Annotated in this window: 15 protein-coding genes; 2 read left to right on the top strand and 13 right to left on the bottom strand. The window is 53.1% G+C overall.

The annotated features are described in order from the left end of the window. The first annotated feature begins 19 nt into the window (after positions 1-19). On the top strand, positions 20-649 hold the full coding sequence (locus tag ACIQYF_RS08470) for a response regulator (RefSeq protein ID WP_402859443.1): 630 nt from the start codon (positions 20-22) through the stop codon (positions 647-649). 128 nt (positions 650-777) lie between these two features. Further along, entirely contained in the window at positions 778-4266 is a 3489-nt protein-coding gene (locus ACIQYF_RS08465) for a transporter substrate-binding domain-containing protein (RefSeq protein ID WP_402859440.1), read from the top strand. Between the two features lie 250 nt (positions 4267-4516). Here the strand turns inward: ACIQYF_RS08465 and ACIQYF_RS08460 are convergent, their stop codons facing one another. The 13 genes from ACIQYF_RS08460 to ACIQYF_RS08400 form a co-directional block, all read right to left on the bottom strand. After that, the gene (locus ACIQYF_RS08460; protein WP_402859437.1) at positions 4517-5443 is read right to left on the bottom strand and encodes a fimbrial protein; all 927 of its coding nucleotides are present in this window, start codon (positions 5441-5443) and stop codon (positions 4517-4519) included. Positions 5444-5620: 177 nt separating this feature from the next. Then, positions 5621-6562: a fimbrial protein gene (locus ACIQYF_RS08455; protein WP_402859434.1), complete on the bottom strand. Its 942-nt coding sequence runs from the start codon at positions 6560-6562 to the stop codon at positions 5621-5623. Between the two features lie 69 nt (positions 6563-6631). Next, positions 6632-7117 (bottom strand): fimbrial protein, encoded by a 486-nt coding sequence (locus ACIQYF_RS08450; RefSeq protein ID WP_402859431.1) that lies wholly within the window; start codon positions 7115-7117, stop codon positions 6632-6634. Between the two features lie 79 nt (positions 7118-7196). Further along, positions 7197-7676: a fimbrial protein gene (locus ACIQYF_RS08445; RefSeq protein WP_402859428.1), complete on the bottom strand. Its 480-nt coding sequence runs from the start codon at positions 7674-7676 to the stop codon at positions 7197-7199. A 13-nt stretch (positions 7677-7689) separates the two neighbouring features. Then, a complete protein-coding gene (locus ACIQYF_RS08440) occupies positions 7690-8184 on the bottom strand; it encodes a fimbrial protein (RefSeq protein ID WP_402859425.1) in 495 nt (164 codons plus the stop codon). Positions 8185-8194: 10 nt separating this feature from the next. Then, positions 8195-8767, bottom strand: a complete 573-nt coding sequence (locus ACIQYF_RS08435) for a fimbrial protein (RefSeq protein ID WP_402859422.1) — start codon at positions 8765-8767, stop codon at positions 8195-8197. A 21-nt stretch (positions 8768-8788) separates the two neighbouring features. After that, the gene (locus ACIQYF_RS08430) at positions 8789-9550 is read right to left on the bottom strand and encodes a fimbria/pilus periplasmic chaperone (protein ID WP_402859419.1); all 762 of its coding nucleotides are present in this window, start codon (positions 9548-9550) and stop codon (positions 8789-8791) included. Further along, the gene (locus ACIQYF_RS08425; RefSeq protein WP_402859416.1) at positions 9547-12120 is read right to left on the bottom strand and encodes an outer membrane usher protein; all 2574 of its coding nucleotides are present in this window, start codon (positions 12118-12120) and stop codon (positions 9547-9549) included. Before ACIQYF_RS08425 ends, ACIQYF_RS08430 begins: the two co-directional genes overlap by 4 nt. A gap of 1 nt (position 12121) precedes the next feature. Continuing rightward, positions 12122-12682, bottom strand: a complete 561-nt coding sequence (locus ACIQYF_RS08420) for a fimbrial protein (RefSeq protein WP_402859413.1) — start codon at positions 12680-12682, stop codon at positions 12122-12124. Positions 12683-12738: 56 nt separating this feature from the next. Further along, positions 12739-13272: a fimbrial protein gene (locus ACIQYF_RS08415; RefSeq protein ID WP_402859410.1), complete on the bottom strand. Its 534-nt coding sequence runs from the start codon at positions 13270-13272 to the stop codon at positions 12739-12741. Positions 13273-13692: 420 nt separating this feature from the next. Further along, positions 13693-15996: an MlaD family protein gene (locus tag ACIQYF_RS08410; protein WP_402859408.1), complete on the bottom strand. Its 2304-nt coding sequence runs from the start codon at positions 15994-15996 to the stop codon at positions 13693-13695. Next, positions 15989-16612, bottom strand: coding sequence for a paraquat-inducible protein A (locus ACIQYF_RS08405; RefSeq protein ID WP_402859405.1), 624 nt, complete (start codon positions 16610-16612; stop codon positions 15989-15991). Before ACIQYF_RS08405 ends, ACIQYF_RS08410 begins: the two co-directional genes overlap by 8 nt. After that, entirely contained in the window at positions 16599-17258 is a 660-nt protein-coding gene (locus tag ACIQYF_RS08400; protein ID WP_402859402.1) for a paraquat-inducible protein A, read from the bottom strand. Before ACIQYF_RS08400 ends, ACIQYF_RS08405 begins: the two co-directional genes overlap by 14 nt. Between the last annotated feature and the right edge of the window lie 186 nt (positions 17259-17444).

Below are 17444 nucleotides of genomic sequence, written 5' to 3'. Positions count from 1 at the left end.
AGAAGTTGTAGGAGATATCATGAAAAAAGCTCTGATTGTAGATGACCACCCTTTTATTCGCAGGATCGTTCGCTCAGTTCTGGAGCAGTCAAACTTTCAGATTGCCGCTGAAACCGATAATGGTGCGACAGCACTGGACTTGGCGCGCTCACATTTACCTCACTTGATTGTCCTGGATCTCTCCATGCCCAAGCTGGATGGGCTTGAGGTTTTAAAGCGGCTGCACATTCTGGGGCTTCCTATCAAGGTCTTGGTACTGACCTCCAAGGGCGCCCCATTCTTTGCTGATCGTTGTATTCGGGCCGGGGCTATTGGCTTTATTGAAAAAACGGAGGATGTGGACGCGCTGAGCAAGGCAATTAATGTGGTGATGAGCGGGCAAATCTACTTGGCCGATATCAAGGTAGACCTGCCCTCTGCACGGAATGAAAATTTGACGGACGGGGAATTGATTCATACGTTATCAGACCGCGAATTACATACCCTTCAATATTTAGTGGCGGGCATGTCGAATAAAAAAATCTCCGAAGTCATGTTACTCAGTGAAAAAACCGTCAGCACGTATAAAGCACGGGTGATGAATAAGCTGAATATCAAATCGGTTGTTTATCTGGCCGAGTTTGCCAAACGAAACAAATTGATCGAATGAATAAAAAGTCACTGTCCTACATGGTGACCTTGTTATCGCTTTATCTCCCCTCTACGGTTGGGGCGGAGCCCGTCAGCCTGCACTTACTCGGTCGCTCGCAAGTAGGCCAGTATCATCTGGATCCCAGCGTGCGTGAAACACAATGGCTCAAGGCTAAAAAAAAATTGGTGCTGGGCACTTCCGCTCCTGACTACGCGCCCTTTGATATTTCAACCGGTAGCGATTTCTATGAAGGTATCAGCGCAGACTATGCCGGGTTGCTGAGCCAGCTACTGAAAGTCGAGTTGAGTGTGTACCGTTATGCCTCGCGCGCCGAAGCGATTACAGCCCTTAAAAAAGGTGAAATTGATCTGCTCGCGACTGCTAACGCCTATGAACAACAAGAACCTGAATTAATGTTCAGTACGACTTATGCACTTGATACTCCCTTGCTGATTACCCGGATTGATCGCCCCAAGGTCAGTGCGGGGACAGCGCTGCGCCTGGCCATGCTTTATCACTATCAACCGCCCGACAAGGTACGAAAAGTTTATCCCGAGGCTGAACTGCAATTATATGAGTCCACGTTAGGGGCACTCAGTGCCGTCACGTTTGGCCAGGCAGACGCCTATTTGGGAGACGCTATCAGTACCCATAATCTGATCAATAAAAACTACTTGAATACGGTATACCTCAAAGAGTTGGCGCTCCTGGAAACCCAGGGATTTCAGTTTGCGGTCCATCAGGATAATCCGGCTTTATTGAACTTGATCAATGCCTCGCTGGCGCTGATCCCCTCCAGCGAGGCCAATGCCATTCTCAGCCGCTGGGGCGTTAGCATCATGGCGGATACCCAAGCACAACCACTGAAGTTTACAACGGCGGAACAACAATGGATTGAGCAAAACCCACGCTTGAAAGTGGTCATGACCGATGACTTTTTACCCTTTACTTTTTTTGATGATCACGGCCAATTCAGTGGATTGGCCGCGGATATTTTAAACCGGATCAGCATCAGTACCGGATTGGAGTTCGATGTCATAAGCAGCCCGTCTGTGAGTGTCATGACGGATTCGGTAAAAGAGGGCGATGCCGATTTAATAGCCGCCTTTACCCCCAGCAGCAGTCGCTTGAATGACTTGCGCTTTACAAAACCGTACCTTTCAACGCCCTACGTGTTGATTACGCGTCTTCAACCCAATGGCGCCGTCACCCTGGAGCAACTCAAGGGCAAACGAGTGGCGGTGATACCGGATAGCAGCCTGGCCACTTACCTGTCTGAGTTTCATCCAGAGGTCGAGATCATCCCGGCCAAAAACTCGGCCCAAGCCTTGACGATGCTTGCCCACGGCAAAGTGGAAGGTGCGATCAACGCCCTGATCAGTGCTCGTTATTTGATCAGGCAACAGTACGCTGACCAATTGCAAATCAGCAGCACGGTCGGCAAGGTTCCAGCTCAATTTTCCTTGGCCATGGATAAGAGCGCTCACAGCTTATATTCAATACTCAGTAAAGCGCTGGCGCGTATTTCCCCCGAAGAAATGGACGATATGACCCATCGTTGGCGCAGTGCCGTGGTGCTGGATAATAACCTGGAAAAATCGCACCTCACTTCATTGTTAAGGATTACGGCAACCGCTGGGGGCGTGCTAGTGGTCGCGATTGTGTGGATTGTGTACTTGCGCCAGCTTATCCGCAGGCGAAGCCGGGCCGAACGCGCACTCAGCGATCAACTCGCCTTTATGCGTGCCTTGATAGATGGCACCCCACACCCGATTTATGTGCGCGATCGAGAGGGACGCCTGTTGATATGCAATGAGGGCTATCTGCAAACAGTGGGTTTAACGCGTGAATCGTTGATCGGTAAAACCCTGCTGGAACTGCCCTTCAATCCCAAGCAACAACATGACGGCTTTCATGCTGACTATCAGAAGGTCATGCGCGAAGGCCGTCCATTGATGCGTGACCATACTTTGGTCATGAAAAACGGCAGCGAGATCACGATCTACCACTGGATTTTGCCGTACCGCGCCAGCGATGAAACGGTGGTCGGCATTATTGGCGGCTGGATTGATATCAGTGAACGCCAGCAGTTGGTGGAGCAACTGCAAGAGGCTAAGAATCATGCTGATCAGGCCAATCTGGCAAAAAGTGACTTTCTGACCACCATGAGTCATGAGATTCGCACGCCCTTGAATGCAATCATTGGCATGCTTGAACTGGCCACCAAAAAAGCCGAACAGGGCGTAACAGATGCAACGTCGATCGCCTTGGCCTCACATGCCGCCCACGGCCTGCTTGAACTGATCGGCGACATCCTGGATGTCGCACAGATTGAGTCCGGGCATATGTCACTCAATCAGCAGCGTACTCATTTGCTGACGCTTGTGGAGTCCACTGCTCGGGTATTTGAGGCCATGGCTCAACAGAAAGGGTTACTCATGAGTTTTGAGCTGGACCCTAAAATCAATACCGATGTGCTGATTGACCCATTACGTTTCAGACAAGTGTTGTCCAACCTGTTGAGCAATGCCATTAAGTTCACCGACCGCGGGCAGGTACGCTTGAGCGTTCGCGTTAAAGCAGGTGAAGACCGAGAACGCTTAAAAATCAGCGTTCAAGTCGAGGACACTGGCATCGGCATTTCCAAGGCAGATCAATTAAGTCTTTTCCGCCCGTTTGCTCAAGTTAACCATGCACACAAGCAACCTGGAGGGTCAGGTCTTGGGCTGATGATCTGTCGCCAGTTGTGCGAGCTGATGGGCGGTGCACTCACACTGACGAGCACCGTGGGTAAAGGAACGCAAGTCAAACTGAGCCTGGACATCGTGACCGTACTGGATACAAACACCGCCTCTGCCCCGACGGAGCTCTCGGCGCGGCAAATACGCCCGTTAACCATACTGGTGGTCGATGACTACCTGCCCAATCGTCGATTACTGGCACAACAGTTGGAGTATCTGGGGCATTCGGCGGTAGAAGCAGAAGAAGGCGCTAAAGCCCTTCAGCTCTGGAGAGCTCAGCGCTTTGATCTGATCATGACCGACTGTGCAATGCCCATCATGGATGGTTACGAACTGACTCAAAGCATACGAGCAGAGGAATCCGCGCATAGTCTGGCGCCCATATTGATTGTTGGTTTTACAGCCAATGTCGAAGCCGGAGAGACTGCCCGCTGCCTCGCGGCGGGTATGAATGATTGCCTGTTCAAACCTATCAGCCTGCACAATCTTGAGGCCCGATTGGCCTCAGCAGACTTGACGCCTATCGAGGTGAGTGGCGAACTGACAGCCGGTGAGACACACAAGCGGATAGACCTTGAAGGCTTGGAGCGACTTAGCCACGGTGATGCGAAAGCCCTCAAACATTTGTTGGAGCCGTTGATCAGTAGCCTTGAGGACGATATGGCCGCGTTGATTCAAGCCTTTACCAAACATGATTTACCGGGCTTGAGTGATATAGCCCATCGGGTAAAAAGTGGCGCAAGGATTGTGAAAGCCACCCAGTTGGTGCTGTGTTGTGAAAATCTGGAGCAAGCGTGCCTGACATGCGAGTGGCATCAATTGGCTCAGCACGTCGATGAGCAATATGAGGCAATGGCGCAGGTGCTGGAAGTGATCGAGATCTATCGGGTGTGATGAAGGTATCTGCAAGACCCCGTGCTTGTTGTCGCTGACGAGGGATGAAGGCTGCGATCGGTCATGCCTGTGGACGTTCAAAAGATTGCAGCCTGCGCCTGACTTCAGTTTGACTGGCCAGGGTCTGTTCCCGCTTCATTGCAGCCGCGTCGCTGGGTCAGATTTAGCCTGGCAAGGCGCAGAGCGAAGGGAATGGTTGTTCCCTTCTCAAGCTCTGCAACAGCGCCTGGCAAAATTTGATACGGGGCCCCTAGGGAACACCCATGACCAACGTAGCGCTCCCCGAAAAAGCGCCTGTCGCCGGTGTACTTCCAGGGCGACGAGTGAGGGCGAACGTGACATCGTCGCCACCTGAGCTGTTGTAGATGTTGGTGTGAAATGTCCCTTGAGGGCGTACTTGAACCCCGGCACGCAGTAATCCCGTCCCAAGATTCGGATTACTCATGTTGAGGACACCGGAGTCAAAACCTGCCGAGGCTCCCTTCAAGGTGATGGTGATGGGCAGAGTCAGTCCGGGATCGGGACAGGAATAATTCAGCCGAATGTTTGCTCTTATGGGTGTGCTGTTGACACTTTCTCCGATGAGAGTGCGGTCTACCTGATTGAAATTAACGTCGATGGGCTGGTTATTGTTGATCGTGCAGGTTGAAGGTTCGGTAATAAGGTCGTTGCCAGCAATGAGAATGACGTCAACGGGGTGATCGCTATGGGAGCCCTTTTGGAATAACTGAAGCGTTGCGATCTCATCGCCTGCGCGGATATTAATCGGTTTGCCGGGTGATCCCCTGGTGAGGATGTACATGTAGGTGTTTAGATCATGGGTTTTACCATTATTGAACATCGTTGCAAGGTGGACAGTGCCCACCGGGACAGGGCGGTCCACGCCCCCAATACGCAGACCAACGGTGTAGTTGCCCAAAGAAGGGGCATACAGGCCGTTGTTTCTTGTAGACAAAACATCTTTACGTGCTACAGGCCCAGACTCAGGCGTATACCGACATTCCATTCGATAACCATCAAGGTCTATTCGTCCCGAACTGGGGTTGGGAATCAAGGGAACGGTTAAAGGAAACCACCCCCCTGCCACACTTTCCCATTTCCCACCATTGACCCGGCATTGTGAAGCTGAAACGGCGTGTATAAACAGCAGTACGAACAGACCCGCAATATATTTCATAAAGAACTCGACTGAGAGCAAACAGTAATTAAGGCACCTAAGTATTCTTAGAAATTTTTAACGTCACCACACACATAGCCAACAAGACAGACACTTAAACCCACCCGCGCACGCCTTAATAAAAGGCGCTGCTTTTATTGCGTGACGCCCCTCTATCGAAACATGAATAAATATCTATTAAGGCACGCCCATCACTAATGTAGCGCTCCCGGAAAAATCCCCTGTAGCCGGTGTACTGCCGACTCGACGAGTGAGAGCGAACGTCACATCGTCGCCCCCTGAACTGTTGTAGATATTCGTCTGAAATGCTCCTTCGGGACGTACTTGAACCCCGGCTCGGAGCAGCCCAGTTCCAAGATCCGGATTACTCATGTTGAGGACACCTGAGTCAAAGCCTGCCGGGGGGCCCTTCAACGTGATGGTAATGGGCAGGGTAATCCCGGGATCAGGACAGGAATAATTCAGGCGAATGTTTGCTGTTATGGGGGTACTGATTACACTTTCGCCGATGCGAGTGCGGTCTACCTGATTGAAATTAACATCAATAGCCTGGTCGTTATTGATGGTGCACGTTGAAGGCTCAACAACAAATGAATTGTCAGCATAAAGATAAACCCGGACGATCGGTTCCAGCGGGTTACCCGTGTTATTGGTTTGTTTCAAGACCATTGTTCCCAGCAGATCGCCCTGAACGATATCGATGGGATTGCCGGGCGATCCCTGAATAAGAATGTACATATAGGTATTCAAGTTAACGCCCCTGCCATTATTGGGCATTGTCGCAATATGAATACGCCGACCTACAGGCACGGGATAATCGGTGTTTTTGATACGTAGCCCCATTCGATAACTGGTGAATTTCGGCCCCGGTATCAGCGCGTTGTCCCACGTATGCCAATAGTCTCTGAAGAGCGCCGGGAAGCCGTCAGGGGTATATCGACACTCCAGTTGATAGCCGTCCAATAAAATCAGCCCTGTCCCGGGATTCGTCTTCACTGGAACCTGGATAGAAACGGAGTCCTGGGTCACATCAATCCAACCACCGCCGTCCACCCGACATTGTGATGCCGTAGCAGTTTGCATAAGCAGCAGCAGAAAAATGCCCGTCAAATATTTCATATGAGGAGATCTCTAGGGTAGAGGCCGTCTGAGTGTCCATGTTTGTTCAGACATCAAGGGTGTATGCCGCTACGGGTAATCCAACATGAACGTTGACGTGGCGGTGAACGCCCCCGCCTTTATTGATTTGTCCGCAATCGCTTGTGGCTCGGCCCTGACATAAGCTTTGAACTCTATGACATTGGCGCCATCGCTCAAGGCCTGTTTGTCACTGGTGACGTTAAGGGGCAACGGCACGTCCGCCGGGGTTTCCAGCCCAAGGGCGATGCCTTGGGCAACACTCCCCCCATCCAGCGCCAGAAGCCCGGGTAATTCAGCATTTGGCGTACCACTGAAAGTGGTGGTCACTGAATCGGCTATGCTGCTGTCGCACCCTTCAAGATGGATCTGGAATGCCCGGCCAGCCGTACGGGTATTGGCGTACAGCTCTCGGGGTGAAACCTCTTTCATGTCCAGCGAGAGCGCATCGTCGCCCGGACGAAGCGTGCAGGGTTCAGCGACCAGATTGCCCTTGAAACCCAAGTTGTCGGCAGCCTGTGCTGTGGGGCTCAGCATGAGTGGCATCAGCACAAGGCCCCATACAACGGGCCCCAGACCCGTTTTTTTAATTTCACTGTTCATGTCATGCGCACTCTTACTGAAATTGGGCGAGCAACGTCGCTGACGCTGCGAAACCGCCCGGTCCGAGCACGGCACCCGGGCGCTTGATCGGCACCGCTTCCAGCACCGGCGGCGTTGACGGGTTTATAGGCAGCAGGGTGTTGAGATTAAGGGGCACTCCGTTTTGCAGAAGCTGAATACCCAGATCCGCGACACTGGACTGCAAAGCCGAGGGTTCAAAGGAGGTGGCGGCACCCTTGATGGTCAGTACCATTTCCCAAGGCAGCGTGCCCGGCGAGCAGGTGATGGTGTAATTAATCGACTTGAGATAGTTCGCCCCGTCCACCTTGTTAACCCCCACCTCTTTGAAGTCGATCTCTATCGCACTACCACCATTAATGGTGCAGGGCGGTGGCTCATTGAGCGTGCCTTCAAAGGTGAGGTTAGCCATGGCGCTGTTGCCATATCCAAGAATGAACAGTGCAAACAGAGCAGGCTGATTCCAGAACTTCATCTGTACTTCCTTCTCATTGCAGCGCAACGACCAGCGTTGCCGAGGCCGTGAATTCACCGGCACTCAGCGTACTGGCGGGCTTTTTAACCGGCACTGCTTCCATCTTTGGCAGGGTCGGATAGGTAAACTTGGTGGTGGTATTGAGCGTCCAGGCAGCCCCATTAATGAATAACTGGACCCCTAAATCACGGTGACTGGTTGTCAGTATCGAGGCATCAAACGCAGCGCCAGCGCCCTGCAGTTTCAAGGTCATGTCATTGGAGGTCTGCCCTGTGCAGGTCACGCTGTAAGGCACTTCCCGCCGGTAATTAACCCCGTCGATCCGGGTCGTCAGCAGGTCGTTCCCGAATGGCACATTGAGCGTTTTGCCACCGTTAATAACGCAGGTTGGTGGCGCCACGATGACGCCGCGGATTTGCACATCGACTTGCGCCATTACGGCCGGGCTGACTGTCAAAAGCAGCCAACTGCAGACGATTACGCCACCTGAAGTAACAGATTTGGCCATCACCTTGCCCTCACTCATAGTTGAGCCTGAAATCCACAACAGCCCGGAACTGACCGTTAGTCAGCGCCGCTGCCGTGCGCGTGGGATGGACATGCCAAACCAATGTATCGCTGCCATGAGCCACAAATAATGGATGCCCCCGTGAACCTAACTGCACATCGCGCCCCTCGGCATCGGTCAGACGCAAACCTAATCCAGTGACGCCTTGAACCTTGACCAACCGAGGGTCGTCAGCATCGGCAGGCGCCAAGAACGAAACCGACACGACAGGCTGATAGGCGCTCCAGACCAAGATACCTTTGCGCTCATCCTCAAGGCTGCCCGAAGCCCGGCGACACTCTTGCAAGCGCAATTGAAACGCAACGGGCGCAGCTTGATCGCCAGGACGTTCCAAGTGACTGCGGGGCAGATTGCCCAACTCTACGGTCTGGTACGCCGACGTCATGTCGAGCACGCATGGGGCATGATGCAAAGAGCCGGTGATGTCTAATAAACCGCCCATTCCCGGTGTCTCGGCTTGCGCCTGGAGCACTGGAAACATCAGTAACAAACTGCCCAAAGCCGTCTTAACGTTGGGATTCATGAATCTCTCCAGCGCCATGCGCTACTCGTTACGCGGGGATGCATCAAGATCCACCTTGCACAGGTTGCCACTGCAACTGAAGGCCAGGACCGGACGCCCGCCGTAGTCATTGACGTAAGTCAAATAGGGCGTCGCCCCCAGCGCCGCAGCTGTCGGCCCCAATGTCAGCGAACCTTTGGGGGGAACCATGAGTGGCTCAAAACCTGCGGCTGTTTTGCCACCCTTGCTGTTTTTGGCATCGACCAGCGTCACGTAGTAAGGGGTAGGATTGTTGACTTGATAACGGCCCGCGACCTGGGTCAACGTCAACTTTTGCTGCCAAGGGTTAGACCGCTCCTGTTGGCTGGGCACGAGCGATGCTGGCCGATAAAACAGTTTGATGCGCGTCTGCAGGGCAATTTGCAGCGTATTGGCCTTATCAGTACGAGGTGGGATTTCTCGTAAGTTGAAGTAGTAAACGGTCTCCCTGTCTTGCGCGAGCAACTTGGCCGCTGGCAGTGCCTGAACTTTCACCTGGCTGTTCTTACCCGGTTCCAGACGTTGCACAGGGGGGAGCACGGTCAGGGGCGTTGAAATCTTGTTGCCCTGCTCATCTTCAATCCAGCCCTGTGCCAAATAGGGCAATTGGGTGTTGTTGTTGGTAATGTTCATGCTGACAGCGTCTTTACTGCCATCAAAAACAACTCGAGTTCGATCCAGGCCAATGGCCGCATCAGCGTTGCGGATCAAGCAAAACGCCATCAGCGCTATTGCCAGCGGGGTTAGCCGAACATTGAGAGTCATGAGGTTTTTTTCTCCGTCTTGTCGCCCTTGCCCGTCAGCGATCTGGGCGCGGACAAGTCGTCAGGGACTGTTTTATGGCAAGGCAAGTTGAGAGCCGAGGTAAGCCCGTCAGCCGGTAATTTGACTGGCATGGTCAGCGTGCAACGTTGCTGTCCGCCCCAACTGACATTCATGGTTTCGCCAGGCTGAATACCACTCAGGTACACGCTTCCATCCTCATTCACGATGCCGGTGTCTTGCTGTTTTTCGTTTTTCACGGTTGCACCAAAGGGCGGGTATCCCCCTTCTGAAAGGCGCAGTACCGCCATGGCTTTCTGACCGGAAATTACGTCCAGGCTGCGGTAACCGATCGCGCCTTCTGTAAGCGTCAGCTGAGTGACGGACTGCGTGGCTTCCACGTTGGCTGGCAGGTTTTCAAGATCCACGCTTGCCGCTGTTCGGTAGTAACTGCTGACATCCGAGATCACAGCCTTGCCAAAGGCATTGCTGCGGGTCGGTATGCCATAACCGCGCACAGGAACATCCGGGACCCCCGCCGTATCGACGAGCAAGCGAGTACCGCCCATGCTGCTGGTGCGGTGCAATGCGCCGCCATTGGCCGTCAGGGTGCCGCCACCACGGGCAGAAATGCCCAAGCTGGTGTAATCGTCTTCTTGCATACTGGCGCTGATGTCGAGATCGGCTTGTTCACCAACATGGCTCAAATAACCGCTGACTGAAGAGTCACTGGCCGTCAGTTGATAGCTGTTACGCGCATCCAATCTGTCGCTAAATCGAGTGGTATAACGATTTTGGTTCTGAGTCCTGTTGAAGCTGCTGCTGAGCGTGCCGGATCTCCCAAGAGGCAAACTGACCGACAGGTACATCCCGGTACTATTGTTTTGCACACCGCTGCGCTGATCCCGCTCCTGGTTACGAAACAGGTTCATCGAAAGGCTCATGTTTTTGATGTTTCCTACACTGAAATAGCGTGACAGCGACAGGTTCCAGCGCTCACTGTCAGGACGATTCCAATAGGATTGATTGCTGTAGTTGAGGTAGACGGACAGTCCCGCATCTCTGAACTGTTTGTTGAATGTGCCGGTATAGAGCGATTTGCTACCGCCAATAGGGCCGCCAAAGCGACTGGCATCGAGGTACTCACTCATACTGAGAAAGTTTTTTTCCGAGAAGCGGTAACCGGCAAAGGTCACTTGACTGTCGTACTCTTCGAAATTTTTCGAATAACTCAGACGATAAGAAGCCCCTGAGTAATTTTCATCTTGCAGCGTGGCTCGAGCCCGTGTGGCATCGAATGACAAGGCACCGAAAGCCAGCAAGTCGCGCCCCACCCCCAGGGAGAGTGCTCTGTAATTGTTGTCAGTGATGCCGCCGCCATACAGTGACCATCCGTTACTGACCCCCCAGGAAAACTCACCTGTACCAAAGGTATTACCCTGCCCGCCATCACTCAGGTCTGACGGCCGACCTGCGGCCACTTTGTAACGCACGGTTCCCGGACGCGTCAGATACGGAACGCTGGCTGATTCAACCTTGAACGTGGTGACGCTGCCGTCCTGCTCTTCTATTCGCACGTCCAGCGAGCCACTCACGGCGTCATTCAAGTCTTGAATACGAAACGGGCCAGCCGCCACCAATGCCTGATACAACACACGGCCTTGCTGACTGATGACGACTTTGGCATTGGTTTTCGCTACGCCGACCACTTCAGGCGCGTAGCCCCGCAAATTGGGAGGTAGCTGACTGTCATCGGAGTTCAGCGCAGCACCGGTAAACCGGAAGCTGTCGAATAAATCCGAATACAAATAGTTTTCCCCCAGCGTGAGGCGTGACTGAATGGCGGGTAAGGCGCGATAGGCATAGAAACGGCTCCACTCCATCTTTTGATGGCTTTGCTCGCGGCCTTCGACGCGCCCCTGCCAGTCTGCACGTAAGCGCCATGGCCCGGCATTGGCACCGACCGTGCCGTTACCACTGACTTCATTACGAGCTGATTCTTCCCCTTGATGGATGGCTTGAGCAGTCAGGTTGTAGTCGAGCAGCACACCCGGAACACCTTCATCCCAACGCGAAGGCGGATCCCAGTTGATAGCGCTGTATTGCAGATAAGCCTGGGGAACAGACAGATAAAGCGTGGCCGTGCTTAAATCGCCCTCAACTTCCATTCCGGCCAAACTGTTGAGGTCAAGGCACTCTCCACCTTTCCACCAGGTTAGATTTTTTTCGCTGTCTTGTTTGAGCCCTAATTGTGCGACCAACTCTGGCGACACACAGGCAGCACTGCCTTTGGGATCATCCTCTGGCGGATAAAAAGCAACTCGCTGTTCAGGCAGCAGTTGATTATTGATCTGCACCGACATTGGATAAGTGCCAGGCAAGATAAAACCGCTCCGCGAAAACTGGCTTAAATCGATATTAGTGCGGTCATTCAAATCAAGAATATCAGTATTGAATTGAACGTCCCCGCCAGCAAATGCCTCCACGCTGAACGATATTAGCCCACCCAATAAACCGGGACCGAGCACCACTTTAAGTGTTGGCGAGTTGATAAGAGAAAACAGCCGAGACATTTCAGTAATACTCCAACCTGAAACGCACCGCAGCGCGATGTGCTCCAACAACCATGGGTTGATTATTGCCAACCAGTTGAACGATGTAGTGCAGAGACAGATCATCTGCACTGATAGGCGCCATGGGCATTGGCACGCCAGGCACGCTTTCGCGCCCTTGCATATCGGTGATATGCAGCGCCACGCCCTGCGAAGAACCTTGAGCCGCAAACGAACGACCCTCACGGTCGGTTAAACCATCAAAGGTCACCCTCACATGCTGCCAATCCGGCAAGTATTCCCCCGGGGTTTCAGGGTCTGGCCGAGTCAAGGTGCACGCCACGAGTCGCAAGGAAAACGGATGAGGATCACTGTCTCCATCCCGAATAAGCCGCCCGACAGGCACGGGGGGCATTTCAATAAGTTGATAGGCACTGCCGGTATCCAGGGCACAGGCAGAGTCCACAATCTGGCCTTCAAGCGTCACAATCCCATTACCTTGATTGGCCGCATCAGCAATAAGGAACGGCGTTGAGCCGATAAGGAGCGAGGAAGTAACCGCTAACGTTGAAAGTACTTTCACGCTGATCACCACTGACTGTTGTCCTGCCACCGCGCTATCGGTGGCAGGACAACTACTTATTGATAAGCCAGAGAGAAGTTAGTGACCGCGGTGAACTCACCCGGCGTGATATCCCCCGTGGCAGCGCCTTTCAAATAAGCGCCAAAGATCAGTTCATTGTTACCGTCTTGAAGAACCTGCGGTTTGGTTGCAGTACCCAATACGACATTAGTACCACTGCCATCTACCATCATGATGCCCGCCCCCTTTGCATCACCCACAATACCCAGAGCACCTGGCACAGCAGCGGATTCGGCACCGGTAAAGGTTGATGTGACGGTTTTATCAGTCAGGGTGCTGACGTCACACCCTTTGAGTTTGATCTTGAACTCTTCAGGACTTGAGTTACCGCCCGCCGCCAGTTGCGACTTGGCGACTTGCCCCAAGCCAATGGTTTGATCAACACTTTCTGGATCAATCGAGCAGGCTGCTTCAATAATGGCACCTTCAAAAGTGACAGTACCGCCGCCCGCACCGGCAGCATAAACAGCCGAGCCGGAACTCGCCAACAGTACAAAAGAAGCAAGCGTCGTTTTAATTGCAAAGTTCATCAGCTTTTCCCATATTTAGTTTATTTGATAATTAACTGAATCATTTTTAATGCGCGCACTGCCTCAACACCAACGCAGTGACTGTCGAGCGCGGCACCGTCCTAACTGCACACCCAAGAGGTAATGATTGTCCTTAATCAAACAAGTATCGAACGCGAATTACGCTACGATCACTTATCCAGTTAAAAATGAAACAGTTACGTTTTACCCATATAGTCGACTGTTGCTAGCGTTCATTTTTCAGATGCCTATCGAACTGTATTGGTGAAAACTGAGAAGACTTTAACCTTGCTTTTCGAATTTGCTCGTAGGAATTCCCTGAAGATTCACAAATTATTGACTGAGGACTACGTGCCCTGAATGCAAAAAGGCCGCGATCATGGATCGCGGCCTTCGGTGTGTCAGAGGCAGGTAAGGCGTTTATTTAGCCAAGGGAATTTTGGGGGCCCATTGCAGCCATTCCTCTTCAAACTTATCAAACAAGGGGAAGGTTTGTTCTGGTCGAGCCTGACTGCCCATTTTTTCGTCATCCGGCGTAGCAAAGGCTATACCGCCCTGCACCAAGGTTTCGAGAGACTCAGTACGGATGGTTGCGCCTTTAAAGAGGCCAAAATCGACACCAAAGCCGCTGGTGTTCCAGAAGCGGCTGCCGCTGCGCACCAAGGGTGCGTAACGGGGTTCGATGAGGATGTGAACCAACACGCGGTCGGCGGTGTTGCCCAGCTCATAACCCGTGACTTTACCCACGGTGACTTCACGATAGGTGACGGGAACGCCCTCTTTGAGCGACCCCCGTCGTGCCGCACTCAAGACCAGGCTTAGCCCGGCTTTGGGAGTGACGGCCTCAGGGGCTTGGTCCAAGGCAACAAAGTTGGTTTGTGGGCCTTGTTGTTTCACGGCGGGCTGCACTTCCAGATACTGGCCGGTGACGAGGGTTTCAAGGTTCGCTGTTTTGAGCAATCCAAGTTCAGGTTTGACCACCCAGAACTGCGTACCCACACGGGCAATACGACCAGGTACTTCAGTGATGCGGGCCTTGAGCAGGACCGACTGCAGGTCATCGCTCAAATCGACACTCTCGATTTTGCCCACATCCAGACCTTTGAAACGGATCGGTGTGCCACGGCTCAATCCATCTGCGCGTGCGACTTTGATGGTCACGCTCACGCCTTGCTGCATCGCGGCATCACGGTCGGTAAACAGGCGGAAACGCGGGACACGCTTTTGCAACGGCGCTTTGGCTTGTGGGGTTTCGAAGGCAATCCCACCGGCCATGAGACTTTGCAAAGACTCACTTTTAACCTGAATGCCGCCGGTCAAACCGCCGCTCAATGTGATGCCGCTGGCATTCCAGAAGCGAGTCGAGGCGTTGACCAGGTTTTCGTATTCTTTCTCGATATGCACGCCGATGATCAGTTGTTTCTGGGTGCGGGAAAATTGATAGCTTTGGACCGAGCCCACCTTGACCTGCTTGTAGAGAATCGGGCTGCCGACTTCTAGCGACCCTAGGTTATCGGTGAAGAGCACCATATGGAGGCCGGGCGATCGTAGATCGAGTGGCGGCGCTTTTGGTCGTGCAATGAATTCACGCTCTGGTGTACTGCCTTTGTCACCGGGACGAATGGCGATGTAGTTACCTTTAACCAACGCTTCTAATCCGGTGATACCAGCCAGCGAGATCGAGGGTTTAACTACCCAGAACTGCGTCCCTTGCACCAGATAGTCTTCTGCCAATGGATCCAGGGTCAGTTCGGCGCTGGCGCTGGTCAGGTCGGGATCAATCTTCAGGGTCTTGAGGCTACCCACTTGAATGCCTTTGTACATGACAGGCGTGCGGCCGGCTTGCAGACCTTCGAAATCACTGAGTTTGACTTTGACTTTAATCCCCGCCTGAGCAGCATCGAAGTCTTCATAGAGGCGGAACGGCAGGCTTGAGTCGGTGGGCGGGCTGTCCTTGCGGTTTTCGGGTGTTGCGAAGGCAATACCGCCAGCGACGATACTGGCCAGCGATTCGCTGCGTACTTTTACACCCGAGAGGTTGGCGTCGATGCTGATGCCGCTGGCGTTCCAGAAGCGCGTGTGTTTGCGCACCAGATTGGCGTACGTCGGTTCGATAAAGACTTTGATCTCGACGGTGTTTTGATCCTCGGAAAGCACGTAGCTTTTGATCTGTCCTACTTGAATCTGTTTGTAGAACACCGGGCTGCCCCGGTTCAACGAACCGAGTCGGTCAGCCTTGAGTGTCAGGTGCAAGCCTGGTTTGTCGTCAGACAGTGGCGGTTCTTGCGACAGGGCCTTGAATTTACGGGTGGGCTCACCGTCCGCCGGGCTGACCGCAATGTAGTTGCCGGACACCAGGGTTTCGAGACCTGTAATACCTGCCAGTGTCACGCTGGGTTTGACCAGCCAGAAACGGGTATTGGTTTTTAGGTATTGTTCCACGTCTTTGTTCATTTCGACCGTGGCAATAACCCCTTTGCTGGGACCACTGTCATCCAAGGCCAGTGTTTTAACTTTGCCCACGGGCATGCCTTTGTAGACCACTTCGGTCTTGTTGGCGACGATGCCTTCACCACTTTCGAAGCGGACCTGAATATCTATCCCGGTCTCGCTGTAGGCTCGCCAGCCCAGCCATCCACCGATGAGCAAGGCAATGAGCGGGAGAACCCAGATGGCAGACCAGTTGGAGGCTGGGCGGGTTTTAGCGGTTGGCAAATCACTCATGGTCGTCGTCCGACTCCGTGTTATCCCAAATTAGTCGGGGATCGAAAGTTACAGCTGCAAGCATCGTTAATATCACCACACTGGCGAAGGCCACTGCGCCGAGATTGGCCTCAATGCTGGCAATTCGTCCAAAGTTCACCACAGCCACCAGGATGGCAATGACAAAAATATCCAACATTGACCAACGGCCAATAAACTCGATGAAACGGTACATGATGATACGTTGCCGAGCAGACAATGGCTGACGGCGTTGTACCGAGAACAGCAGCAGGCCGATGCCGACCAGTTTGAAAGTCGGCACTAAAATACTCGCCACGAATACGACGGCGGCAATCGGAATCATGCCGTGCTGCACCAATTCAATCACCCCGGCCATGATGGTACTGGGGCTGCCTTGCCCCAACGAATTGACGGTCATGATGGGCAGCAGGTTAGCCGGGATATAGAGGATGGCCGAGGTCAACAATAATGCCCAGGTACGCATCAGGCTGTCAGGGCGCCGCGCATGAACCAAGGCTGCGCAACGGGTGCATGTTTGCTCGTCGGTGTCGGGTTCTTGCCTGTTGAGCTCGTGGCATTCGCCACAGATCAGAATGCCCGCATCAATCGCCCGCATGTAGATCCTCCCCGGACAGTGCCTGCCAAATCTGATGAGGCGACATCACCGCCTCCAGCCAGAGTTGGACCAATAACAAGCTGACGAAGCAGGTTAAGCCGAGCCCAAGACTCAACTGTGCCAGATCGGCCAATTTAACAATCGCGACCAATACGCCCATCAGGTACACCTCAAGCATGCCCCAATCACGTAGGTGGTGATAAATGCGGTAAATGAGCAAACCGTAGCTGCGTCCAATATTCCAGCGAATACTCAGTAGCACGGCGAGTTGGCACAGCAGTTTGAGCAATGGAATACCCATGCTGCACAGGAACACGACAATGGCAATACCTTGCATGCCGGTGTTGAACAAGCCGAGTACACCGCTCCAGACGGTGTCTTGTGACGTCTGGCCCAGTAAATTGAGTTGCATGATGGGCAAAAAGTTCGCGGGTATGTAGAGCAATAGCGCGGCAATGACCAAGGCGAGACTACGCTCAACAACATTGTGTCTATGAGCATAAAGCTCGTAACCGCAGCGCGGGCATTGGGCTTTTTCGCCGAGTGCGAGATGCGGCTTGCGCATCAGTAGGTCGCATTCATGACAAGCCACTAACTCGTCCAGCGGTAACTCTGACACCCTGCGGGGGTCAACCGGATCTGGCATATCGGGAGTCTCTGGCTTAAAAATGACTGCCCCTATTCTAGTGCGCGGACTACAAAATAACTGTGTCTATTTGTATGACTTTAGAAGCACTGGAAGCTGGAAGCTGGAAGCTGGAAGCTGGAAGCTGGAAGCTGGAAGCTGGAAGCTGGAAGCTGGAAGCTGGAAGCTGGAAGCTGGAAGCTGGAA

The sequence above is a fragment of the Pseudomonas sp. NPDC096917 genome (genome assembly GCF_044762555.1).
Taxonomy (GTDB): Bacteria; Pseudomonadota; Gammaproteobacteria; order Pseudomonadales; family Pseudomonadaceae; genus Aquipseudomonas.
This window is presented reverse-complemented; position numbering and strand designations above follow the sequence as displayed.

Coding starts and splice junctions, on each gene's coding strand:
- ACIQYF_RS08405 (WP_402859405.1), bottom strand. CDS start 16,612: ATGCGGGCGATTGATGCGGGCATTCTGATCTGTGGCGAATGCCACGAG.
- ACIQYF_RS08410 (WP_402859408.1), bottom strand. CDS start 15,996: ATGAGTGATTTGCCAACCGCTAAAACCCGCCCAGCCTCCAACTGGTCT.
- ACIQYF_RS08430 (WP_402859419.1), bottom strand. CDS start 9,550: ATGACTCTCAATGTTCGGCTAACCCCGCTGGCAATAGCGCTGATGGCG.
- ACIQYF_RS08400 (WP_402859402.1), bottom strand. CDS start 17,258: ATGCCAGATCCGGTTGACCCCCGCAGGGTGTCAGAGTTACCGCTGGAC.
- ACIQYF_RS08415 (WP_402859410.1), bottom strand. CDS start 13,272: ATGAACTTTGCAATTAAAACGACGCTTGCTTCTTTTGTACTGTTGGCG.
- ACIQYF_RS08470 (WP_402859443.1), top strand. CDS start 20: ATGAAAAAAGCTCTGATTGTAGATGACCACCCTTTTATTCGCAGGATC.
- ACIQYF_RS08425 (WP_402859416.1), bottom strand. CDS start 12,120: ATGTCTCGGCTGTTTTCTCTTATCAACTCGCCAACACTTAAAGTGGTG.
- ACIQYF_RS08435 (WP_402859422.1), bottom strand. CDS start 8,767: ATGAATCCCAACGTTAAGACGGCTTTGGGCAGTTTGTTACTGATGTTT.
- ACIQYF_RS08440 (WP_402859425.1), bottom strand. CDS start 8,184: ATGGCCAAATCTGTTACTTCAGGTGGCGTAATCGTCTGCAGTTGGCTG.
- ACIQYF_RS08445 (WP_402859428.1), bottom strand. CDS start 7,676: ATGAAGTTCTGGAATCAGCCTGCTCTGTTTGCACTGTTCATTCTTGGA.
- ACIQYF_RS08455 (WP_402859434.1), bottom strand. CDS start 6,562: ATGAAATATTTGACGGGCATTTTTCTGCTGCTGCTTATGCAAACTGCT.
- ACIQYF_RS08450 (WP_402859431.1), bottom strand. CDS start 7,117: ATGCTGAGCCCCACAGCACAGGCTGCCGACAACTTGGGTTTCAAGGGC.
- ACIQYF_RS08460 (WP_402859437.1), bottom strand. CDS start 5,443: ATGAAATATATTGCGGGTCTGTTCGTACTGCTGTTTATACACGCCGTT.